This is a genomic window from Microcoleus sp. Pol11C2 (assembly GCF_036701505.1).
Lineage (GTDB): Bacteria > Cyanobacteriota > Cyanobacteriia > Cyanobacteriales > Microcoleaceae > Microcoleus.
In genome coordinates, this window is the sequence record NZ_JAUBQX010000041.1 from 37,957 (window position 1) to 57,918 (window position 19,962).

Below are 19,962 nucleotides of genomic sequence, written 5' to 3' on the forward strand. Positions count from 1 at the left end.
TGAACCCGCCCCTACAAGTCATGAAAATTTATCCAGATTTATGGTAGATTGCCGATTTATGACAAGGCCAAATCATCACCATCTCCCCAAATCTCAGCCAACTTCTCCAACAAATCTTCAGCAATCAGATTCAGTTCCGCTTTCACATCCTCCTCAATATCTGAAGCTTTCTCAACAGGTGAAGATTTATCACGAGAGAAAGATATATCTCTATTTCCCAAACCTCCACTGCTAGAACCACTTCCGGCTAAAGCCTTCCCTCCTTCATATCCCCAGTCAGATTTCTCACTACTGTGCAAAACTTTATTCAAAATTGCCACAATTTCAGAAATAGATTTGTTTTGCAATTTTTCCCGAACTTGTGCTTGTACGGGGTCATCTTCTCCCAAATCAGATAGCAACTCTTCAATTTCACCTTGCAACAGCGGAATTGCCAACTCAATCCGATCCAAATAATCCCACAATTCCTCAACTGGTTTGAGATTAGTTAGAGAAATTTCTTCCGTTTCCTCCAGAATTTCCACAGCCGGAATAAAGCCCAAAAGTTTCACCTTATCGAAAGGTTCGGCAAACCCAACAGCGATATAAGCAATGCGATTTTCCCGCACTTCCGGCAGAGAAATCGCCGATTCTCCGAGCTGAACCGGACAGCATTCTATCTTGCCAATCCCCGGCAAAACCAAATCGCCGACATCCAAAACCGCCCGCCTTGCTGGATTCCAACTATCACCGCCATCAATATCGGTTTCCATTTCCATCCATTCCAAGAAATAGTTAACCGCCCAAACCGCCAGGGTATTGAAATAAACCCGCTTGCCTTTTTGCGGATTAGCTTGCTCTGAAGCAAATTGCAGAGCCAAATTGCGGGCAGTTTGCTCCAGAGGAATTTCTAACAAATAAGTATCTCTGCTATTCACCATTATTCCTCGGGTTGATATCCAAACTTAAGTGCAATCTCTTTGACGAGAGCCAAACCTGTTCTTTTCCAGTGAGAGTTAAGAGTTTGATAGTCAATGTTTAACTCTCTGGCAATTTTAGACAATTTATCTGGAGGGTCTTGCAACAGCAATCGCAGTGCGAGTACGTGAGAATTGGCATCCGGTCGAGGGCGGCGATTTTCGGGATTATTTGGCTTCTTCTTATCTATTTTTTCATTGGGATAACTGTTTCGCAGTTCTCCAATCGGATCGTCTTCAATACACTGCCATAGTTGGCGGCCGATGCGCTGCTTATTTTGAGCTTGTTCTCTCTCGATGAGTTGCTCAATTCCATTTTTCGTGGTATGGTCTATCGGTTCTTGAGCCTCAAATTTTTCACCTCGCTTGCTCGTAATCGGAGCATCAAAACTAAGAGTAAAAATCTGTTGCTGCATCCGACGATATTGCTCATAGACTTTGTTCTTGAGAGTTTTATTGAACCGCTGAACCACTCGGGTTCGCAACACATCAGCAGCGAGATTGTCGAGGTCAATTCCCCTCAAAAATGCCGATAGCGTTTTGAGAAAACCGCAATAAGCTTCCTGCATCATTTCCTCTAAATCAATATTAGGATAAGGATGCTTGCGAATTCCGGGCAAATGGGGAATGAGTTGGCACAATTGATTTTTGAGTCTTTCTTGTTCCTTACTACTCTGTTGCGAGTCTTTCAAGAGTTGTAGAAGTTGGCGTAACTGTTCGTCGGTGTTCACAGGCACGTTCGGATGACATCGAGATAATTCGATTATCCCAGGGAAAATAGCGCTGTAACGTGCGAGCAATAACAAAGTCAAGGAAATCGGTTTGAGTTCCCAACCCGTGGGTGGAAGCAACAAGTTGAAACTTGCCCCTACAGGAACTAAACCTGCTAAGGGTTCGACGGGCGTATCATGTCTCGTCATAGTCCAGTTTTTGCGTGTTGATACTCTGATATCGCAGGTTTTGGCGGCTTTATGCAGAATTGAGCAAAAATTTTTCGTAAAGGTAATGCAATAAGGACTGAAGTCCTTACTACGAAATTAATCCGGTGTAAAATTAACAATCATAGGGACTTCTCCATGGCGCTTTTGAAGAGATATCGCAGGAGTCGCCCCGTTTTATGCACATTCCAAAAATAAATCATATCAAACCCTATTGATAGCAAAGGATTTGATATGAAGCGAATTCTATTAGCCAGGAGTTGGTATAGCGCGGTTTCTACAATTTGTCGATCGACCTTTTGGCTTGATCTGCCAGATTTTTCACCGCATTTTTTGCATCTTCTGCTGCGTGGCGGGCGGAGGCTTCCGCTTGTTTGGCTTTGCCTTCAACCTGGTCTTTTCTGTTGCCCGTGATATTACCGAAAATTTCCTGAGCTTTGCCTTCTAAATTTTTGCCGATCGCCTTCGCTCTGTCTTCTGCACTCATAATAAGCTCCGTTTGGCAAGTTGCTATAGTAACATTGTAAAATTAACTCGCCTGCAATTGCCTTTAACTTCATATTAATTTATATTCTGCTTGACCTCGGTCTTCTTCTAAGGACTTACTTCGTGCAAATTCCTCACTCAAGAAGTAAACAATTCCTTTTTTTGACAACTGTATACGTCGGCAAAATTCGTCCTAAAAAACTATTTCAAACTCGCCGCCGCAACTTTAATCGGTTCGAGCAATTCTAACGGCAAATGCAGCATATTCAATTGGGTGCTATCTCCTGCTTTCCTTTCAGGATCGGGGCCGTGATAATCGCTGCCACCAGTTGCCAGCAAACCGTAATTAAGGCACAAATCTTTCAACTTTTGGATTTGGCTGGAACTGTGGCTGGGATGGTATACTTCAACTCCCATTAAACCAGCATCTACTAATTCTTTTAAGACTTCCTCAACAGCGCCGCCGCGAAATAAATAAGGGTGAGCCCAAACTGGTACTGCGCCACAACTTTTCAGTAAATCGATGCCTTCGACGATCGAGAATTTCTCGTAATGAACATAAGCCGGGCCGTCATCTCCAAGCCAGCGATCGAATGCTTCCCGCGATGATTTCGCGTGACCGGCTTTTACAAGTGCAGAGGCAATATGAGGCCTTCCCGGTGCCATTCCTGGGGATGTTTTGGGCAGTTCGATCGCGTATCCCATTGCTGCTAATTTTTCGACCATTTCCTGCGATCGGCGAAACCTTCCTTCCAGGCGATCGTTCAAAGGAACGCGCAACTTATTTGCATCGGGATAAAAACCTAAAATGTGCAGAGATCGGCCGTTGTGAACGGTGCTGAGTTCGAGTCCTGGCACGATTTCGATACCGTGCAAAGCAGCGGCGGCGAAGGCTTCATCCCAACCTGACATCGTATCGTGATCGGTGACGGCCAAGGCGCGAACCCCCGAAGACGCCGCGGCGGCTACGAGTTCGGCAGGGGTGAGAGTGCCGTCGGAATAAGTAGTGTGGCAGTGGAGCTCTAGCATTTTTTCGGGTAAGTTAAAGTCTGTAAAACCTGCAATTATTCCCCTCACTCACGCGACATATATCGTCCCTGCGATCGACAAGTTTTTGGGTAATTTCAATCTGTTAGCTGTAATAAGTTTTCGCGCCTTTAATTGGGACATTGCTGTTTATTAAAAGCTTGCGTGGGGTGGGCATATTGCCCGTCTTTGCAGTTGAATTTAGATGCCGAACACCTTAGCTATTTCTTAATTTCTCGCATTGGGTAAAGCACACCCTCTGGCAATTTGGGAGGAACCGGCGATATTTCAATACTTTGTATGTTGTGAACTGGGATAACTACCAGTTTATCTGCCAATTCGAGAATTATCGGGTCTGCTGTCAACATTTTGTGCAGGCGAGTGCCTAAAGTTGCTTGCTCTCCTACTGTTCCCTCTGGCGCAATGAACTGGAAGTGTTGCTGTTTGCCGTTGGTATAGTGGATTGTCAGATTGATAATTCCTTCTTGGTTGGTTGCTTGCATAATTTTTTCCCCCTAACAGTCGATCGGGACTTGGCAAAATTAACAATAAATCAAAACGGGCGATCGCACTACGATTGGAAAGCTCGTTGCAAAGCTTTTGACTAAACCAGGCTGTCGCTACGAAAGTCCGCTTACTGCTAATTTTATCACAAAAACTGTACTGAAAGTTACCAACTTACCCAGTATACAATTGCCAGTCGCGCTGTCTTCGCTCCTCAATGCGCGAGCTCCTTCGCCAGCAATATTTTGTCGATCGGGCTTTCTTGTATGCCACTTGGCCAAGTGGCTCAATTTCGCCTGTCTAGCGACTTGACTCAAAGCGGTCTCAATTCATACAGCAGAGGCATTTGAGCGCTTTGGGTGTCATGGTTTTTCGAGGTGGGAACTGTGGAGGTTAGGATAGTGGCATTCTGCGGTCACTGACCTAGAGGATTTTTTTATAAATTAATAACATAACATTCAGGTACAGCTTATGAAATCCACACTTTGTTTTCCCGAAACTTCTCTTTACTCTAACGCAGTCACTGTTAATAATAATGCTATTGACTCTTGTATCCTTGCAGCTTGGATTGACTTAGTAGGAGGAGATTTTGAGAGCTTGGGAGGAGATGATTGGCTTCCTTTGTGTGGGGACATTGATGACGGCGAAATTTATCGGGAATGGTTTTTGTGGCAAGACAGCGAAGTAACTCAAGAATGGGAAGCTTACGATCCCATTACTAATTATCGAGTTGTGGCCTCAAGCCGAGAAATGATGATTTCTAAAATCGACAAAATAGAAGATTCCAGAACAATTTAGTTGACCAGGAGAAGGTTAAATCTTGATTTTCAACTTTAATAAAAATTTTGTAAACCAACCCGGTTTCTCCCAACCACACTCAAGAAACCGGGTTTTTCCGACCACAAATCTAGGGTTTGGTTGAGTTCCACTGCCCCAACATAATAATTTAGGTCGCTACTGCTTTTTGTTTTTCTCGTTCTAATTTGCGCTGCTTCAAGGCTGCCAGATTTTGTTTAATCGTGTCGATCGCAAATCCAGCCCCCTGCTGTTGGTATAATTCGCTGGCACGGATAAAATCTGCAACGGCCTCCTCGTCCGATCGCAAATTCGCACAAGCCAAGCCGCGATTGTGGTAAGCTTCTGCCAAAGTTGAAACTTGTTCTAAAGCGCTGGTAAATTTATCTTTTGCTTTGCGGTACTTTCCTGACTGATAAGCCTCAATTCCTTGTTGAAAATAAACGGAAGCTTTGCTGCCACTGTCGGTATCTGGAAATTCTGGGTAAGTTAAAATTGGTTCTTTAAAGAGTACAGAAATGCTGCCCTTGCCGAAGTAAGCCCAAGTCATTGTTCCCAACCCAATCCCCAGCACGAGGGCAATAATGACAGACAGAGCAATAAAATTGGTGAGTTCCATAGAGCAATATTTGTTGTATTATAATATGATAAGTTAATTCCTAACTTCTGTACCAATGGCTGCGCGGATTTACCTCAACTGCAAATGGTTTTTCGGATCGCTAGCCTTAGTATTGTCGATCGGCTTAATTACTGCAACTGCAAGTTCTGACGCAGCAACCAACGCGCAAACTCAAGCAGGATGGCAATTGTTGCAGCGGGGGGAGACAGGGTTGGTGGTAGCAATGCGACACGCGATCGCCCCAGGTACGGGAGATCCTGCTAACTTTAAGTTGGGTGACTGTTCCACCCAGCGCAATTTATCAGCACAAGGAAGAACGCAAGCCAAGCAAATTGGAGCCGAATTTCGCAACCGCAACATCAAAGTTGCCAGAGTTTTATCCAGTCAGTGGTGTAGGTGTTTGGAAACAGCAAAACTGATAAATATAGGCAAAGTCGAACCGTTTCCAGCGCTGAACTCGTTCTTTAGCGACAGCAGCAAAGAAGCCAGACAAACAGCAGCAATTCGCAAGTTGATTGTTGACAACCGCAACACTAAAGGCGCGGTTATTATGGTAACTCATCAAGTAAATATTACCGCTATCACTGATATTGTACCGCAAAGCGGCGAAGCTGTGATTCTCAAAAGCGATCGACAAGGTAAAATCCAAATAATCGGACGAATTGGAGGATTTTAAATAGATAAAAAGTTATAATATTATCAATTTCCATTACCAATTCCCATTGCCAATTTATATGAGTTTCCAATACAGCGCCGCCCTAGTGACTTTAGCAGACCTTGATAAGGAAGTTCTCGTTAAATTTTACAAAAATTTTCTCGACATAGAACCAAACCCTTATATTCCCAATACTTATGCTGAATTTCAACTCCCAGGCTTAAGACTCGGCATATTCAAACCCAAAGATTCCCACAAATCGGAATTTGCAAATCGATCAAAAACAGGCATGAGTCTGTGTTTGGAAGTCAGCGATCTCGAAACTGCGATCGCCCGAATTTGGGCTTTAGGTTATCCGCCCAACGGAGAAATTATTAAAGCTTCTCACGGTCTAGAAATCTATGCCTTCGATCCTGCAGGCAACCGCATAATTTTACATCAATCCAATCAGCGGTAGAGACTGTAGAGAAGACTGGACGATTTCAATCGCTACTACACTTGCTTCTCGTCCGAACTAAGAGTGGCTAAGAAATTAAGGGGATATTTAAGGCGGACTGGGTATAAAACCAGCACTTACCATTCAAAACTCAAAACTCAAAACAGCCTTAACTATCTAATCAGTTCAGCAAAACTATAAAAACTGATAATTAATAACAACAATGCTGTCAGATGAGTTAGTTGAAACTGAGGTCGCGGGCCGATTGATTCCCGCACCAAAATTGAAAAAGACGAACCAATTATATAACTCAGAGACAGCGTTAAATACTGCCACTGCAATGTTACACTCCACAGCCCGAGCAAAATCATCGCCAAAGTTAACATTACCAGCTCAACAAAGCGAGGCGGATTGTGCTGAGTAGACAGAATCAAAGTGTCCAACCAATATTGCCAAGGTCTCATGTTTTAGCGATCGAGCTTTTAGATTTAGCCTTCTAGCTTAACCTACGATCGCCATTCAGTTTGTTGCTGCAAACACCTTAAAGCCTCCGCCGTCTCAACCTGCGGAAATTGCCCGTAAAAGCGACTGACACTGTAAAAAGGGTGAGGAGTCTCCAGAACGATCAACTTATCGCCCATTTGGGCCAAAAATCCCATCAAATCTGCCGGGGCGACAGGCGCGCAAATCCATAAAGCCAGCGGTTGCTGCGACTCCAAAGCCTTAGCCGCCACAGCCATCGTCATCCCCGTAGCAATCCCGTCATCTACCAAAATCGCCAAAGCCCCAGCGGCGCTGATATTTGGGCGTCCTGGAGACAAATCTGCCAGCAGAGATTGAGCATTATTTTGAGCCAGGGGCAGTGCTGATTTTTGCAAGCGTAAATTGTACTGCTTTTGCTTTTCCCAGAGGACGTGACCATCAGCAGTTGCAGCCCCGATCGCCAATTCTAAATTATCTGGGCGAGTAATTTTCTTGGCAACAACCACATCCAAAGGACAGCCCAAGCGACGCGCAATCGGGACAGCAACGGGCAAACCCCCGCGCGGCAAGGCGTAAACAATCGGTTTCACCGCCTTCTGTGTCATTAAACTCAACTTGCCGAACTCGTCCACAACTGCCTCGGCCAGTTTTTCGCCTGCATCGGCGCGATCGTCAAAAAACGGGTTAGAGAACATATTTTTGCCTGTACGAGCTCAACCAAAGAATTGGAGATTGTGCCAGTGTTAATTGGAGATTGTACGCGCGAGCGTAGCTATCCCGTAGGGAATCGACAGCATCACATACAAGCTTCTAGCCAATCTCAAATCACCAAACCCGATCTAAACTATAAACTCTAGACTCCAAAATATCTCCCTAATTGTAAAATGTATGTCCAGCGACTTGCAACTCAGCCTTTTTGACAACAATCAAAGTGCCACTTTCCAAACAGACTCAATACCAGCAAATGCCAAAATTCCGATTCCTCCCGGCACTTATCAAAATATGGAACAAATCGGCGAGCACTGCAACCGCTGCTACCGCTGCGAATTGGGCAATACGCGCACTCACGCCGTCATCGGGCGCGGCAATCCTCAAGCCTCAATTTTGATTGTGGGAGAAGCGCCTGGACAAAACGAAGATGAAACCGGATTGCCCTTCGTCGGGCGATCGGGCAAACTGTTAGATAAGATTTTAGAATCGGTGGGATTGAGTGCAGAAACCGACGTATTCATTGCCAACGTCATCAAATGTCGCCCTCCCAACAACCGCCCTCCGACAGCAAAAGAAATCGAAGCTTGCAAACCATACTTGCTCGAACAAATTCGCATCTTAGACCCCAAAATCATTTTATTAACTGGTGCAACAGCCCTCAAAGGTTTGTTGAGCGACAAACGACCCATTAGTAAAATCCGAGGTCAATGGATTGAATGGGAAAATCGTTTGTGTATGCCAATTTTTCACCCATCGTACTTGCTGCGAAACCCCTCCCGCGAACCGGAGACTCCTAAATGGTTTATGTGGCAAGATATGCAGGCTATTAAGGCTAAATTGGATGAATTAAAATAGCAATTGTAATATTTTTTTGTTGTGCTTTGTATGGGCGGGTTTCCCCAACTATAATTGGTTAAAACAGATAATCTCGTAAACCCGCTCCCCACTGTAAATCGCTCAACCAAAAATTCGTGGATTTTCTGATACCTCTGTCAGGAACAGGCATCTTGCCTGTTCCACAATAAAATTATTTTCTGTCAGGAACAGGCATCTTGCCTGTTCCACAATAAAAATTATTTCATGTGGGGTGGGCGTCTCGCCCGCCCGCAAGATGGGGAGCGTGTCATTTTTGCGACGAGTATAAATACTGGTGAACCCCACCATGACTTTTTTGCCGATCATCAGTATCAATAGTCGGGATAGTTTTTATATGGCCCAATGGCTTATGCTCGCTTGACTTTGAGCCACTGTGGATAATTAAATCAATGTCAGCTCCACGCCTGACTTACATTTAATTCGACTTTTTTATGATCCTTACCCTGCAAAGCTTGTAGTATCGTTCCAAAAACTGTCCGGAGTATTGCAGTATAATAAAGAATAATTATCATCTCTTCCCATTTGATATATAATCATGAACAACTTTATTGAAGCTATTGGTGGACTAATAGGAATCCTAGCTTTTGTGAAAGGCATTCTTGAGTTCGTAGATCTCAATAGGATACGTAGATATGAGAAGTTTCATGAGATGAGCAAAAGATTCGATGAGAACGAGTCAATCCAGAAAGTCTGTGATCTTTTGCAAGATAGCGCTAGCAGCATATCAGTCACAAAACAGGAAAAAGAGGTATTTATCTGCTTTTTGGAAGAGATTTACTTTATGATTATGTCTGGTATAATGAAAAAGGAAATTGCACTGTACACATTTGGCTATTATGCAAGAGAAGCAATGCACAACCAAAGATTTTGGCACGATCTTGATAGTGGGGAAGAGTATTACACAGTCTTCCATAAATTCTGTCGAATGGTCTCTCTCTTTGAGCCAAGCAAACTCGGAGTCAAGGAAACGCTGAAATACTGAGCACAATGAAGATAAATTCTTAGGTCACAATGTACTTTTGACGGGTTATCCTTTGATTTAGAATTGAGTATTTCCTAATTTAGAAGGTCAAACATCTTCGGAATTTCCAACTTATCTATTTCCACCTCGTGATTTATTAACAGCGGACATTCTACTAAATATTATAATAAATATTATAAAAAAAGGTGTTATTTAAAAAAGAGGTACAAGTAATGACACAGGTATAAGTCCTACAACGATCGGCACTCCAACCCAAGGGTTAGAACTAACAAAAGACATGAAGCCGCTCCAATCCAGACTGTTAATTAGACCCAAACCCACAACCAACCGCAAGATGCCTGTTCCACAATAAAATTATTTTCTGTCCGGAACAGGCATCTTGCCTGTTCCACAATAAAAATTATTTCATGTGGTGTGGGCATCTCGCCCGCCCAAAAAATACAATTTAGTTGCGAGACAACTTATTTTTTGCATGACAATCGCGCAACCACAAACGAATAGCCTCACTAATTTCGCTGGCACTATCTTGACTTAATAAAGGACGAATATTCGCCGCAGTACCAAACCGAGAAACAATTTTTACTAATTCCCACCCCTTCTCAGTTTGAGTTAAAAACAGCCAATGATATTGCTGGATTTCGACTCGTTCTCCCCCGCGATACTGCCGTTCCAAAGTAGTAATGAAAACTTGACTGGCATTTTCAGGAAGCGCAGCTTCAAAATTTAAAGGTAACGGCTCAAACTCCGGGCGGCCGGCTACAATTATTTGAGGCAGCGCGTAACCGGATGGTGTGTTTTTGTTAGAAGAAAAGTGCGATCGCACGATTACGCGATTAGCATAACTCGGCAAATCTTGCAACAGGCGATCGACCAAAGTTTCTAAATCAGCGGGACAGGGCGATCGCACTAACAAACCATACCGACTTGCATTGATACTGTTAGTATGATTTGTCACCAAATTAAGTGCAAAAGTCGGAGTTGCAACCGCAGATATCAGCAGATAAACACAGATAAACGCAGATAAAATTTTATTGGCGTTCATCGGCTTTTATCGGCGGTAAAAAACAACATTTCTATTGTTACTCCAACTCTTCACAAATACGGGTAAAAGCCGCCACTGGATCGGGCGCAGCAGTAATTGGCCGCCCAATCACCAGATAATCCGCACCAGCTTTTAAAGCGGCCTTTGGAGTCATCGATCGTTTTTGATCGCCCCCATCAGCCCATTTCGGACGCACACCGGGACAAACTAACAGAAAATCATCCCCGCAACTCATTCTTAACTGTTCCACTTCTTGCGGAGAACAAACAGCACCAGCTAAGCCCGTTTCCTTAGCCAACAATGCCATGTGCAAAGCATATTCCGGCAACTCCAAAGGTATTTTCAACTCAAAAGCCAACTGTCGCGAATTCAAACTCGTCAACAGAGTAATTGCAATCAACTTAGGACTCGGTTGATCCACAGCCGCCGCCCCTTCAGTCAAAGCCAACTGTGCCGCTTTCAAAGCATCTTTACCACAAGTAGAATGGATCGTCAATAAATCCACATTATACTTAGCAGCAGTCCGACAAGCACCAGCCACAGTATTCGGGATATCGTGAAACTTCAAATCGAGAAAAATCCGCTTTTCCCGCTGTTTTAAAATTTCCAAAATCCCCGGCCCGGAACTCACAAACAGTTCCAAACCCACTTTCCAGAAAGATACTTGCGGCAGTTTGTCCAGAAGTGCGATCGCCTCTTCTTGACTCGAAACATCCAAAGCAACAATAATTCGATTATCAGCGTTCATCAGCGTTCATCTTCAGTATTCATCTGCGGTTAAAAAAGAGATTCAAGACACCAATCGCACAAACTTATTCTTCCCAACCTGCAAAACCTTACCGCATAAATCAGCCGGTGATTCAAAAGTAAGATTAACATCAGAAACCCGATCGCCCTCCAACTTCACCCCGCCGCCCTGCATCAACTTCCGCGCATCACCGCTGCTTTTACACAGCCCGCTAGCACTCAGAATATAAAACAACTTAGCCGGAAACTGCACACTTGCCAAAGAAAACTCCGCCACAGCATCAGCTTGTCCCGCAGCACCTTTAACCAGCGCAATTGCATCTTGTTGTGCGCGTTCCGCCGCTTCCTTCCCCCGATACTGGCGCACCACATCCAAAGCCAAAAGTTTCTGTTTTTCTCGCGGATTTTCGGGCAATTCATCAAGTGGCAAATCTGTCAATAGTTCAAAATACTGGGCGATCGAACTATCAGCAATTTTCTCCAACTTAGAATACATCGTCAGCGGGTCTTCCGACAAACCCACATAATTGTTCAAAGACTTCGACATCTTCTGCACCCCGTCAGTCCCGATCAAAATCGGCATCAGCAAACCAAACTGCGGTTTCATCCCAAAATGTCGCTGCAAATCTCTTCCCACCGCAATATTAAACTTTTGGTCGGTTCCCCCCAACTCCACATCCGCTTCCAAAGCCACCGAGTCGTAACCCTGCATTAGTGGATACAGAAACTCATGCAGATAAATCGCATTTTCCTGCTGCATCCGATTATCGAATCCCTCTTTAGCGAGCATCTGCTGCACCGTCATCGTCCTCAGCAGTTCCAAAATCTTCGCCAAGTCCAATTTCGATAACCACTCGGAGTTATAGCGAATTTCCAAACGTCCTGGTGTGTCAAAATCTAGAATCGGACGCACTTGGTCTAAATAAGTCTTGGCATTTTCCGCCACTTGTTCGGCCGTCAACTGGCTACGCATCTCCGACTTACCTGTCGGATCGCCAATTCTGGCGGTAAAATCTCCGATCAGCAGTACGGCTGTGTGACCGGCATCTTGAAAAGCTCGCAGCTTGCGGACGCAAAGGCTGTGTCCCAAGTGAATGTCACTGCCTGTCGGGTCAATTCCCAGTTTGACGCGCAACGGTCGATCGGCTTTTGCCAGCAGTTGGGCTAAATTTTCGTCAGGGTTGCTAGAATCAGGTCGATCTGGAAAAATCTCACTGACGCCGCGGTAAAGGGCTGAAAGGTTAGGAGTTATCATCGGGGAGCGATCATCCATCATATTATTTTGCCAAAGTGCAGCAGAATTAGTTACACTCACTGGTTGACGCATAAAAACATAACTATCAAGCTACTATAATCCCAAAGCTGACCGGCTTTCCTTAGCTGACAGTCTCTAGGGTTCGCATCTAAAATTAAAAGTCTTAAACCCCAAATCGAGTGAGGAAGTGAAATCCACGTGTCAACCAACGCAGTCCGCAATAACACGGAAAACTCAGCCCCCGTATTCGAGTTTGTTCAGTCAGTCAGTAAAGTGACCGCCGGAACCATACTCAGCATGACAATGCTTGCCAGTTCCGTAGTCGCTGGCGGACTGGTTGGCTTAGCGATCAGCTTCCGCAATTTGCCAGATGTTCGGATCTTGCAAACCTACTCTCCCACAGAAACTACCCACATTTACGACATCAACGGCAAGCCGCTAGCCAGCATCCACGACGAAGCCAACCGGGATGTCGTACCCCTTGACCAAATCTCCCCGAACCTGAAACGAGCTGTTCTGGCGATCGAAGATAGCAACTTCTTCACCCACAAAGGCATCAACCCCGGCGGGATAGCCCGAGCTCTCATAGCCAACATAGAGAAAGGTAGAACCGTTGAAGGCGGCTCGACTATGACTATGCAGCTAGTCAAGAACCTGTTTCTATCTCCCCAGTCAAAACTTAGTCGCAAGGTAGCTGAAGCGGTAATGTCTATCCGCTTGGAGCAAATTCTCAACAAAGACCAAATTCTGCAACTATACCTGAATCAAATCTACTTAGGTCACAACTTGTATGGCGTAGAGACAGCCTCTCGAAGCTATTTCAACAAATCAGCAAGTAATTTGACTCTCTCAGAAGCAGCGATGCTGGCCGGCTTAATTTCTGCCCCTGAAGAGTACAGTCCTTTCGTCAATTACAAGTTGGCAAAAGAGCGGCAAGGCCTCGTTTTAGACCGCATGAAGGATCTTAAATGGATTACGCCGGCCCAAGAAACTGCTGCCCGCCAGGAAAAAATTAAGCTAGGTAAAATCACCTCTTTTGGTGGCTCTCAAGTTCCTTACGTAACACAAGCCGTAGTCCAGGAACTGACAAGGCGTTTTGGGCGAGATGCCGTGGTTAAGGGAGGAATGCGCGTTCAAACCACGATCGACCTCAGAATGCAGCGCATAGCCGAAGAAACAGTCAAAGCCTGGCACAATCGGCTTTACTACCAAGGGCTGTTTTACGATCGCGAGGAAGGTCAAATTGCCCTAGCCGCCGTCGATCCCCGCACCCACTTCGTCAAAGCAATGGTTGGCGGCGTCGATTATGAAAAGAGTCAGTTCAACCGCGCCATTCAAGCACGCCGCCAGCCCGGATCTTCTTTTAAGCCTTTTATCTACTACGCTGCCTTTGCTAGCGGCAAATACGGCCCGGATTCAGTGGTCTACGACTCCCCTGTCGGCTACCGCGACGGCGACGGCTACTACTACCCTCAAAACTACGGCGGCGGCTTTTCCGGTGCCGTCAGCATCCGCAGAGCTTTAGAAGTATCTCTAAACATTCCCGCCGTCAAGCTTGGCCAAGAAGTCGGATTGAATAAAGTGATTGAGATTTGCCGCGTGCTCGGCATCCGAAGTCCGATGGAACCGGTGATTTCTTTGCCATTGGGTGCCGTTGACCTCACTCCTTTAGAAATGGCCGGAGCTTTTGCTACCTTCGCGAACAACGGCTGGCATTCTGACACCACGTTTATCGTGCAAGTTACTGACAGCAGCGGCAATGTCTTGCTCGACAATACGCCCAAACCCAAATTAGTTCTCAATTCCTGGGCCGCTGCATCGGTCAACAGCGCTCTACAAGGGGTAATTAGCAGCGGAACCGCAAGGGCGGCTCAACTTGGCCGGCCGGCTGCGGGGAAAACTGGTACAACTTCCTCAGAACGGGATATCTGGTTTGTGGGTTACGTGCCGCAGTTGTCGGTGGCTGTATGGATGGGCAACGACAATTATAGACCGATGAGCTACGGTGCTACTGGCGGTACTATTGTCGCCCCTGTTTGGCGTGATTTTATGAGCCAAGCTTTGGAAGGCGTTCCCGCAGAAAGTTTCAAACCTGCTTCATCTTTTGAGCGACCTTAATTATCAGTCATTAGTCATGGGGCATGGGGCATTGGGCATTGGGAAGACTTTCTTTTTCTTCCTTCTTCCTTCTTCCTTCTTCCTTCTTCCTTCTTCCTTCTTCCTTCTTCCTTCTTCCTTCTGACACTAAGATTGTTTTTCCAGCTCAGATTTCATCCGCTCCAGCGTTGAGTTCATTTGCTCAAACATCTGCTGGGGCGTGATGCCAAATTGATTGAGCTGTGTTTTTAACTGCTCTACAGTCATCTGAGCCATGAAGTCCTCAGACAGCTCAAAGCGCTTCATAAAAATACGGTACCGTTCCATCATCGATTCCATCTGAGCGATGAACATTTTCTTGCCTTCGCGATCGAATTTGCCGTAATTGCCACCTAGTTTGATGAGAGATTGATAGTCTTCAAACAACAGCTTGGCTTCTTGCTGAACAATTTCTGAATCAAAAAATCCCATAGCTTTCCTAATTTTTTAATATTCTACTAATTTTGATCTAGGCGAGAAATCCCGCTGCTTTTTCTACTATTTTATCAGTTGCCGGAGGAAGTCCCTACCCCTTAAGGCGCAACAATAAGTAGAAATTTCCGTACAGGATAAGGCATGGGAATGGGGCATTGGGCATTGGGCTTGCGATGACAACAGTCAACTGTCAACAGTCAACTGTCAACAGTCAACTGACTTTAAACTTCCCCGATGCGTTCTAGAGGCCAAAACCGCACTACAGCGCGGCCGATGATATTCTGCTTAGGTAAAAATCCCCACCTGCTGGAATCGTTGCTATTGTTGCGGTTGTCTCCCATCACAAAGTATTCATTTTCTGGGACGCGATAAGGCCCCCACTGGTATTTAGGAGGTTCGGCAATATATTTTTCGACGAGGGGTTTGTCGTTGAGATAAACTAAACCTTTTTTAACGGCTACGGTTTGACCCGGTAAGCCAATTACCCGCTTGATGAATGCTTGGTCTTGGGTAAAGCCTTGTTCTTGCAACTTTTCGGGCGGGGCAAATACTACGATGTCGCCAGTTTTGGGAGGTTCTAGGTAGTAGGAGATTTTTTCGACTACGACGCGATCGCCCACGTGCAAAGTGGGTACCATAGAATCTGAGGGTATGTAGCGCGGTTCGGCGACCAAGGCTCTAATCACTATTGCTAAACTCAAAGCAATAATCACTATCTGAAGATTTTCTCGTTGCGACTTCCACGCTTTCTGCCACCAGCTTTCAGGCGGATTTTCTGCTACTGGTGTACCCAACTTATTTTTTTCAGATGTCATGAAAGTCCTCGCTAAATAGTTGCCATTAATTATCTGATTAAGCTCGCTCAGCATTTAAATTGCATCTCAAAAAATACTCAAACCATGAGCTGGCTGGGCACGCAAACCCGCCCCTAGTATACAATTTAAATGCAGTACAGCTTACCATTGAAGTAGGTCACTGTTAATTACTAGACGTGAAGTGCAGGCCTTTGTAAACTATCTTGAAAGGCATCTGCGTTGCCTTTACGGTTTCCCTATCAATCAAAGATTTATGCAATCAATCTTTGATTGATATTAACTCATAAAAAAGGCAGAGAATTTAAATTCTCTACCTTTTTTATGTGAGGATTTTGAGTTGTTTGCGATTGCGAGATTGGTTATTTGCAAACTTAACTCGCGATCGCACGCCACTCAATCTTACTCAGCGCCTTGGGGCAGCAATTCCCGCTTTTGACCTTGCAGCACCTTAACAATTCCGTCCTCGCCCACATCCACAACAGCGGTGTCACCGTCTTTGATGCGGCCAGAAAGGATTTCCTCAGCCAAGCTGTCTTCCAACAAGCGCATGATGGCGCGGCGCAGGGGTCGGGCTCCGTAGCTGGGGTTGTAGCCTTCTTCTACCAGCCGTTCTTTGAATTTTTCGGTCACTTCCAGGGTGATTCCCTGTTCTGTCAAACGACCGAACACTTCTTTGAGCATGATGACCGCGATTTCCTTGACTTCTTCCTTGTTCAACTGGCGGAAGACGATAATTTCGTCAAGTCGGTTGAGGAATTCGGGGCGGAAGTAGTTTTTGAGTTCTTCGTTAACCAAAGAACGAATGCGGTTGTAATTGGCATCGGTTTGGTTGTCGCTGAACTCGAAGCCGAGGCCGCCGCCACCTTTTTCAATCACCTTAGAACCGATGTTTGAGGTCATAATCAGCAGCGTGTTTTTGAAGTCCACGGTGCGACCTTTGGCATCTGTTAAGCGGCCGTCTTCCAATATTTGCAGTAGCATATTGAAGACATCGGGGTGGGCTTTTTCGATTTCGTCGAACAGCACGACGGTGTAAGGACGGCGGCGGACTGCTTCTGTGAGTTGGCCGCCTTCGTTGTAGCCGACGTAGCCCGGAGGAGAACCGATGAGTTTGGAGACGGTGTGCCGTTCCATGTATTCGGACATATCCAGCCGAATCATGGCGTCTTCGGAACCGAAGAAGTAGCCGGCTAGGGCTTTGGTGAGTTCGGTTTTGCCGACGCCGGTGGGCCCGGAGAAGATGAAACTGGCGATCGGGCGATTGGGATTTTTCAAGCCGACGCGAGCGCGACGGATGGCGCGGGAAACGGCTTTCACTGCTTCTTCCTGCCCGATCAACCGCTGGTGCAAGGTATCTTCCATGTGCAGCAGCTTTTCGGATTCGGATTCGGTCAGTTTGTTTACCGGGACGCCCGTCCAGCTTGCCACGATTTGAGCGATGTCTTCTTCGGTGACTACTGGCGATGGGTCGGTTTCGCCTGTGCGGGCAGAGTCGGTTTTTTTGGCTTGGGAAATAGCGCGAATTTCGGCTTTGATGGTCATTTCCCGATCGCGCAATTCGCCGGCTTTGTCAAAGTCTTGAGAACGCACCGCTTCGTCTTTATCTTTGAGGACTTGGCGCAGTTCTTTGTCAAGTTCTTTGGCTGCGGGGGGCAGTTGGGAGTTGATCAACCGGACTCTAGAACCAGCTTCGTCTACCAAGTCAATTGCTTTGTCTGGGAGGAAGCGATCGGAGATGTATCGGTGAGAGAGTTTGGCTGCAGCTTCGAGGGCTGTATCCAAGATTTTCAGCTTGTGGTGCTGTTCGTAGCGTTCTCGCAAGCCGAAAAGAATCTCGATCGTCTCGTCAACGGTGGGTTCGCCGACCATGACGGGCTGGAAGCGCCGTTCTAGGGCTGCGTCGCGCTCGATGTGCTTGCGGTACTCGTCGAGGGTGGTGGCGCCGATGCACTGGAGCTCGCCTCTTGCCAGAGCCGGCTTGAGAATGTTGGCGGCGTCGATCGCCCCTTCAGCCGCACCTGCACCGATCAAAGTGTGCACTTCGTCAATCACCAAAATAACGTTACCCGCAGTGCGGATTTCGTCCATGATTTTTTTGAGGCGTTCTTCAAATTCACCCCGGTATTTAGTACCGGCGACGAGCAAGCCGATGTCGAGGGTAACGACGCGCTTTTCTTCAAGGATATCTGGGATGTCGTTGTTAGCGATGCGCTGGGCGAGACCTTCGGCGATCGCGGTTTTACCAACTCCGGGTTCGCCAATTAGCACCGGGTTATTTTTGGTGCGGCGACCGAGGATTTGAATTACCCGTTCGATTTCTTTTTGGCGTCCGACTACTGGGTCTAGTTTGCCATCGACCGCCATTTGAGTCAGGTTGGCTCCAAATTCGTCGAGAGTTGGAGTTTTGGTGCGAGCGCCGCCGCCAGTGGCTGCGACTTCTGCGGTTTCTCCCAGCATCCGAATCACTTGGGTACGGACTTTCGACAAGTCTACTCCCAGATTTTCTAAGACTCTAGCCGCTACTCCTTCACCTTCGCGGATCAGGCCCAGCAGCAGGTGTTCGGTGCCGATGTAGTTGTGTCCGAGTTGGCGAGCTTCTTCTAGGGATAGTTCTAGAACCCGCTTGGCGCGGGGGGTGAACGGAATTTCGACTGCTACGAAGCCGGAACCGCGCCCGATGATTTTTTCCACTTCAATGCGCGCGTCTTTCAGGTTGACGCCCATTGATTTGAGGACTTTCGCTGCAACCCCGGTTCCTTCTCCGATCAGACCCAGGAGGATCTGTTCTGTCCCTACGAAGTTGTGACCCAGGCGGCGAGCTTCTTCCTGGGCCAACATGATTACTTTTATTGCTTTTTCTGTGAAGCGTTCAAACATGATTTATTCCCATCACCTGCTGCTATGTGCCCGTTTCGAGGTCACGCTCGCACAACGAGCGTTTGTGTTCGAGTGTTAACTCGTACTGCTTATTCTAGCGCGACACTCCCAACCTATCTGCCGCACTCGGCTGCGGTTGCAGATTCCAGGCTCATGTTGCAGGGTGGCTTTCAACTGGGAAGACCCAAATGGTGGCTGACCTACAACCTCCCCTAGACTGCAAGAAGATTGCTCTTCTCGGCCCGTGCCCAACCTACGACTGCGTATTGATGGATTCTAGCATAATCTTTTTGGCTGTCATGCAGGTGCAAAATGGATATTTCTCGAAGTGTAGGACAGTTTTTTTACAAAAGTTCTTGGTTAGATGGGCAATCGATCCCCTAAACTCATCCTTAAGCTGCAGCCACTCTCAAAAATCTGTTGGTTTGGGAGAACGAGAGCGAGCTAGACTTTCTTTATTTAAAAATATTGCGCCCGATCAGTTGGAGATTTGGGTATTTTTCATGTTGTCAGTTGTGCGATCGCTCCTGTCTCAAGTACAGGACTTACCCAGGCACAGTATATTATTATGTAGTTTGCACACAAGTACGATCGCACCCCGCTTGACTTGTCAGGATCTCGGGGCATTAAAGGATCTCGCCACATCCAAGGCTCACGTGTACTTGGTATCTGCAAAAATTTAAACACAAAGTCAATAATTTCCCAGCCCAGAAAAAAGTGAAACTTTTCCGCGTTACTGTTTCTGCCAACAGAACGGAAGATGTAGTAACTAATGACTTAGCTCAAAGTGACACAAGGGATGTCATAAAAATTTTTACTTTCTGGAGGGAAAATCGAAGAATTTCAGGTAAGTGCTCAAACAATTAAAACTATAAGACCGTTCTTTTCGATCGCAATCTGGCGACTGAATAAAGTTCTATTTTTACCCCAAGAGATTTTTTTGTGAATAAGCTGCTAAATTTTTCACCCGGCTTGAATTCTCCAACCCTTTATTTATCTTGGTTTTGGGGCGCTAGTCGCCCCCTGAAATTTCTGCCACAATCCGCCGTCAGCAGGCCTTTTGACAGGGTTGTCACCCCCTCAGGTCAAGAAATCTAAATGCTTTCCCGGTTGATACCAATTTAATATGAAGCTGCATAGAATAGGGCTTCAAGAATAAAATTGTAAGATGACAACGAACAGATTTGC

21 protein-coding genes are annotated in these 19,962 nt (G+C 46.1%); 6 read left to right on the forward strand and 15 right to left on the reverse strand.

Annotated features, from left to right (window positions below):
- Positions 1 to 56: 56 nt before the first annotated feature.
- From QUA42_RS20625 to QUA42_RS20645, 5 genes are all read right to left on the reverse strand, one after another.
- Positions 57 to 920 (reverse strand): DUF1822 family protein, encoded by an 864-nt coding sequence (locus QUA42_RS20625; protein WP_333139618.1) that lies wholly within the window; start codon positions 918 to 920, stop codon positions 57 to 59.
- Complete coding sequence (locus QUA42_RS20630; protein WP_333139620.1) at positions 920 to 1,876, reverse strand: hypothetical protein; 957 nt, start codon at positions 1,874 to 1,876, stop codon at positions 920 to 922. The genes QUA42_RS20625 and QUA42_RS20630 overlap by 1 nt, the downstream gene beginning before the upstream one ends.
- A 295-nt stretch (positions 1,877 to 2,171) precedes the next feature.
- A complete protein-coding gene (locus QUA42_RS20635) occupies positions 2,172 to 2,381 on the reverse strand; it encodes a CsbD family protein (RefSeq protein ID WP_333074046.1) in 210 nt (69 codons plus the stop codon).
- A gap of 200 nt (positions 2,382 to 2,581) precedes the next feature.
- A complete protein-coding gene (locus QUA42_RS20640) occupies positions 2,582 to 3,409 on the reverse strand; it encodes a PHP domain-containing protein (protein WP_333139622.1) in 828 nt (275 codons plus the stop codon).
- A 218-nt stretch (positions 3,410 to 3,627) separates the two neighbouring features.
- Complete coding sequence (locus QUA42_RS20645) at positions 3,628 to 3,909, reverse strand: hypothetical protein (RefSeq protein ID WP_333082156.1); 282 nt, start codon at positions 3,907 to 3,909, stop codon at positions 3,628 to 3,630.
- A 472-nt stretch (positions 3,910 to 4,381) separates the two neighbouring features.
- On the opposite strand from QUA42_RS20645, the gene QUA42_RS20650 reads away from it, so the two are divergent.
- Complete coding sequence (locus QUA42_RS20650) at positions 4,382 to 4,708, forward strand: hypothetical protein (protein WP_333139624.1); 327 nt, start codon at positions 4,382 to 4,384, stop codon at positions 4,706 to 4,708.
- Between the two features lie 148 nt (positions 4,709 to 4,856).
- On the opposite strand, the gene QUA42_RS20655 is transcribed toward QUA42_RS20650, so the two are convergent.
- Positions 4,857 to 5,324: a hypothetical protein gene (locus QUA42_RS20655; protein WP_333139626.1), complete on the reverse strand. Its 468-nt coding sequence runs from the start codon at positions 5,322 to 5,324 to the stop codon at positions 4,857 to 4,859.
- A gap of 55 nt (positions 5,325 to 5,379) precedes the next feature.
- Between QUA42_RS20655 and QUA42_RS20660 the strand changes: the two genes are divergently transcribed.
- Together QUA42_RS20660 and QUA42_RS20665 are read left to right on the forward strand one after the other, a co-directional pair.
- Complete coding sequence (locus tag QUA42_RS20660) at positions 5,380 to 6,000, forward strand: histidine phosphatase family protein (protein WP_333139628.1); 621 nt, start codon at positions 5,380 to 5,382, stop codon at positions 5,998 to 6,000.
- 58 nt (positions 6,001 to 6,058) lie between these two features.
- Positions 6,059 to 6,436 carry a VOC family protein gene (locus QUA42_RS20665; RefSeq protein WP_333139629.1) on the forward strand — a complete coding sequence of 126 codons (378 nt, stop codon included), beginning with the start codon at positions 6,059 to 6,061 and terminating at the stop codon, positions 6,434 to 6,436.
- Positions 6,437 to 6,588: 152 nt separating this feature from the next.
- Here the strand turns inward: QUA42_RS20665 and QUA42_RS20670 are convergent, their stop codons facing one another.
- Together QUA42_RS20670 and QUA42_RS20675 are read right to left on the reverse strand one after the other, a co-directional pair.
- Positions 6,589 to 6,879 (reverse strand): hypothetical protein, encoded by a 291-nt coding sequence (locus QUA42_RS20670; RefSeq protein WP_190661269.1) that lies wholly within the window; start codon positions 6,877 to 6,879, stop codon positions 6,589 to 6,591.
- 42 nt (positions 6,880 to 6,921) lie between these two features.
- Positions 6,922 to 7,593 (reverse strand): phosphoribosyltransferase family protein, encoded by a 672-nt coding sequence (locus tag QUA42_RS20675; RefSeq protein ID WP_333139631.1) that lies wholly within the window; start codon positions 7,591 to 7,593, stop codon positions 6,922 to 6,924.
- A 193-nt stretch (positions 7,594 to 7,786) separates the two neighbouring features.
- Here QUA42_RS20675 and QUA42_RS20680 point away from each other — a divergent pair, with 193 nt between their 5' ends.
- The gene (locus QUA42_RS20680; protein WP_333139633.1) at positions 7,787 to 8,464 is read left to right on the forward strand and encodes a uracil-DNA glycosylase; all 678 of its coding nucleotides are present in this window, start codon (positions 7,787 to 7,789) and stop codon (positions 8,462 to 8,464) included.
- 102 nt (positions 8,465 to 8,566) lie between these two features.
- Here the strand turns inward: QUA42_RS20680 and QUA42_RS20685 are convergent, their stop codons facing one another.
- The gene (locus tag QUA42_RS20685) at positions 8,567 to 8,800 is read right to left on the reverse strand and encodes a hypothetical protein (protein WP_333139635.1); all 234 of its coding nucleotides are present in this window, start codon (positions 8,798 to 8,800) and stop codon (positions 8,567 to 8,569) included.
- A gap of 220 nt (positions 8,801 to 9,020) precedes the next feature.
- Between QUA42_RS20685 and QUA42_RS20690 the strand changes: the two genes are divergently transcribed.
- Complete coding sequence (locus tag QUA42_RS20690) at positions 9,021 to 9,467, forward strand: hypothetical protein (RefSeq protein WP_333139637.1); 447 nt, start codon at positions 9,021 to 9,023, stop codon at positions 9,465 to 9,467.
- Positions 9,468 to 9,912: 445 nt separating this feature from the next.
- On the opposite strand, the gene QUA42_RS20695 is transcribed toward QUA42_RS20690, so the two are convergent.
- From QUA42_RS20695 to tyrS, 3 genes are read right to left on the reverse strand one after another with little or no spacing between them, the layout of a single operon-like run.
- On the reverse strand, positions 9,913 to 10,509 hold the full coding sequence (locus QUA42_RS20695; protein WP_333139639.1) for a hypothetical protein: 597 nt from the start codon (positions 10,507 to 10,509) through the stop codon (positions 9,913 to 9,915).
- A 37-nt stretch (positions 10,510 to 10,546) separates the two neighbouring features.
- Positions 10,547 to 11,257, reverse strand: a complete 711-nt coding sequence (gene pyrF / locus QUA42_RS20700) for an orotidine-5'-phosphate decarboxylase (RefSeq protein WP_333139641.1) — start codon at positions 11,255 to 11,257, stop codon at positions 10,547 to 10,549.
- Between the two features lie 42 nt (positions 11,258 to 11,299).
- Positions 11,300 to 12,532 (reverse strand): tyrosine--tRNA ligase, encoded by a 1,233-nt coding sequence (tyrS, locus tag QUA42_RS20705; RefSeq protein WP_333139651.1) that lies wholly within the window; start codon positions 12,530 to 12,532, stop codon positions 11,300 to 11,302.
- 177 nt (positions 12,533 to 12,709) lie between these two features.
- Between tyrS and QUA42_RS20710 the strand changes: the two genes are divergently transcribed.
- On the forward strand, positions 12,710 to 14,629 hold the full coding sequence (locus QUA42_RS20710; protein ID WP_333139643.1) for a transglycosylase domain-containing protein: 1,920 nt from the start codon (positions 12,710 to 12,712) through the stop codon (positions 14,627 to 14,629).
- Positions 14,630 to 14,755: 126 nt separating this feature from the next.
- Here QUA42_RS20710 and QUA42_RS20715 read toward each other — a convergent pair whose 3' ends face one another.
- The 3 genes from QUA42_RS20715 to QUA42_RS20725 form a co-directional block, all read right to left on the reverse strand.
- Entirely contained in the window at positions 14,756 to 15,079 is a 324-nt protein-coding gene (locus QUA42_RS20715) for a DUF1825 family protein (protein WP_006632589.1), read from the reverse strand.
- A 224-nt stretch (positions 15,080 to 15,303) separates the two neighbouring features.
- Entirely contained in the window at positions 15,304 to 15,897 is a 594-nt protein-coding gene (gene lepB, locus QUA42_RS20720; protein ID WP_333139645.1) for a signal peptidase I, read from the reverse strand.
- 399 nt (positions 15,898 to 16,296) lie between these two features.
- The gene (locus QUA42_RS20725) at positions 16,297 to 18,774 is read right to left on the reverse strand and encodes an ATP-dependent Clp protease ATP-binding subunit (protein ID WP_333139647.1); all 2,478 of its coding nucleotides are present in this window, start codon (positions 18,772 to 18,774) and stop codon (positions 16,297 to 16,299) included.
- Positions 18,775 to 19,962 lie beyond the last annotated feature (1,188 nt).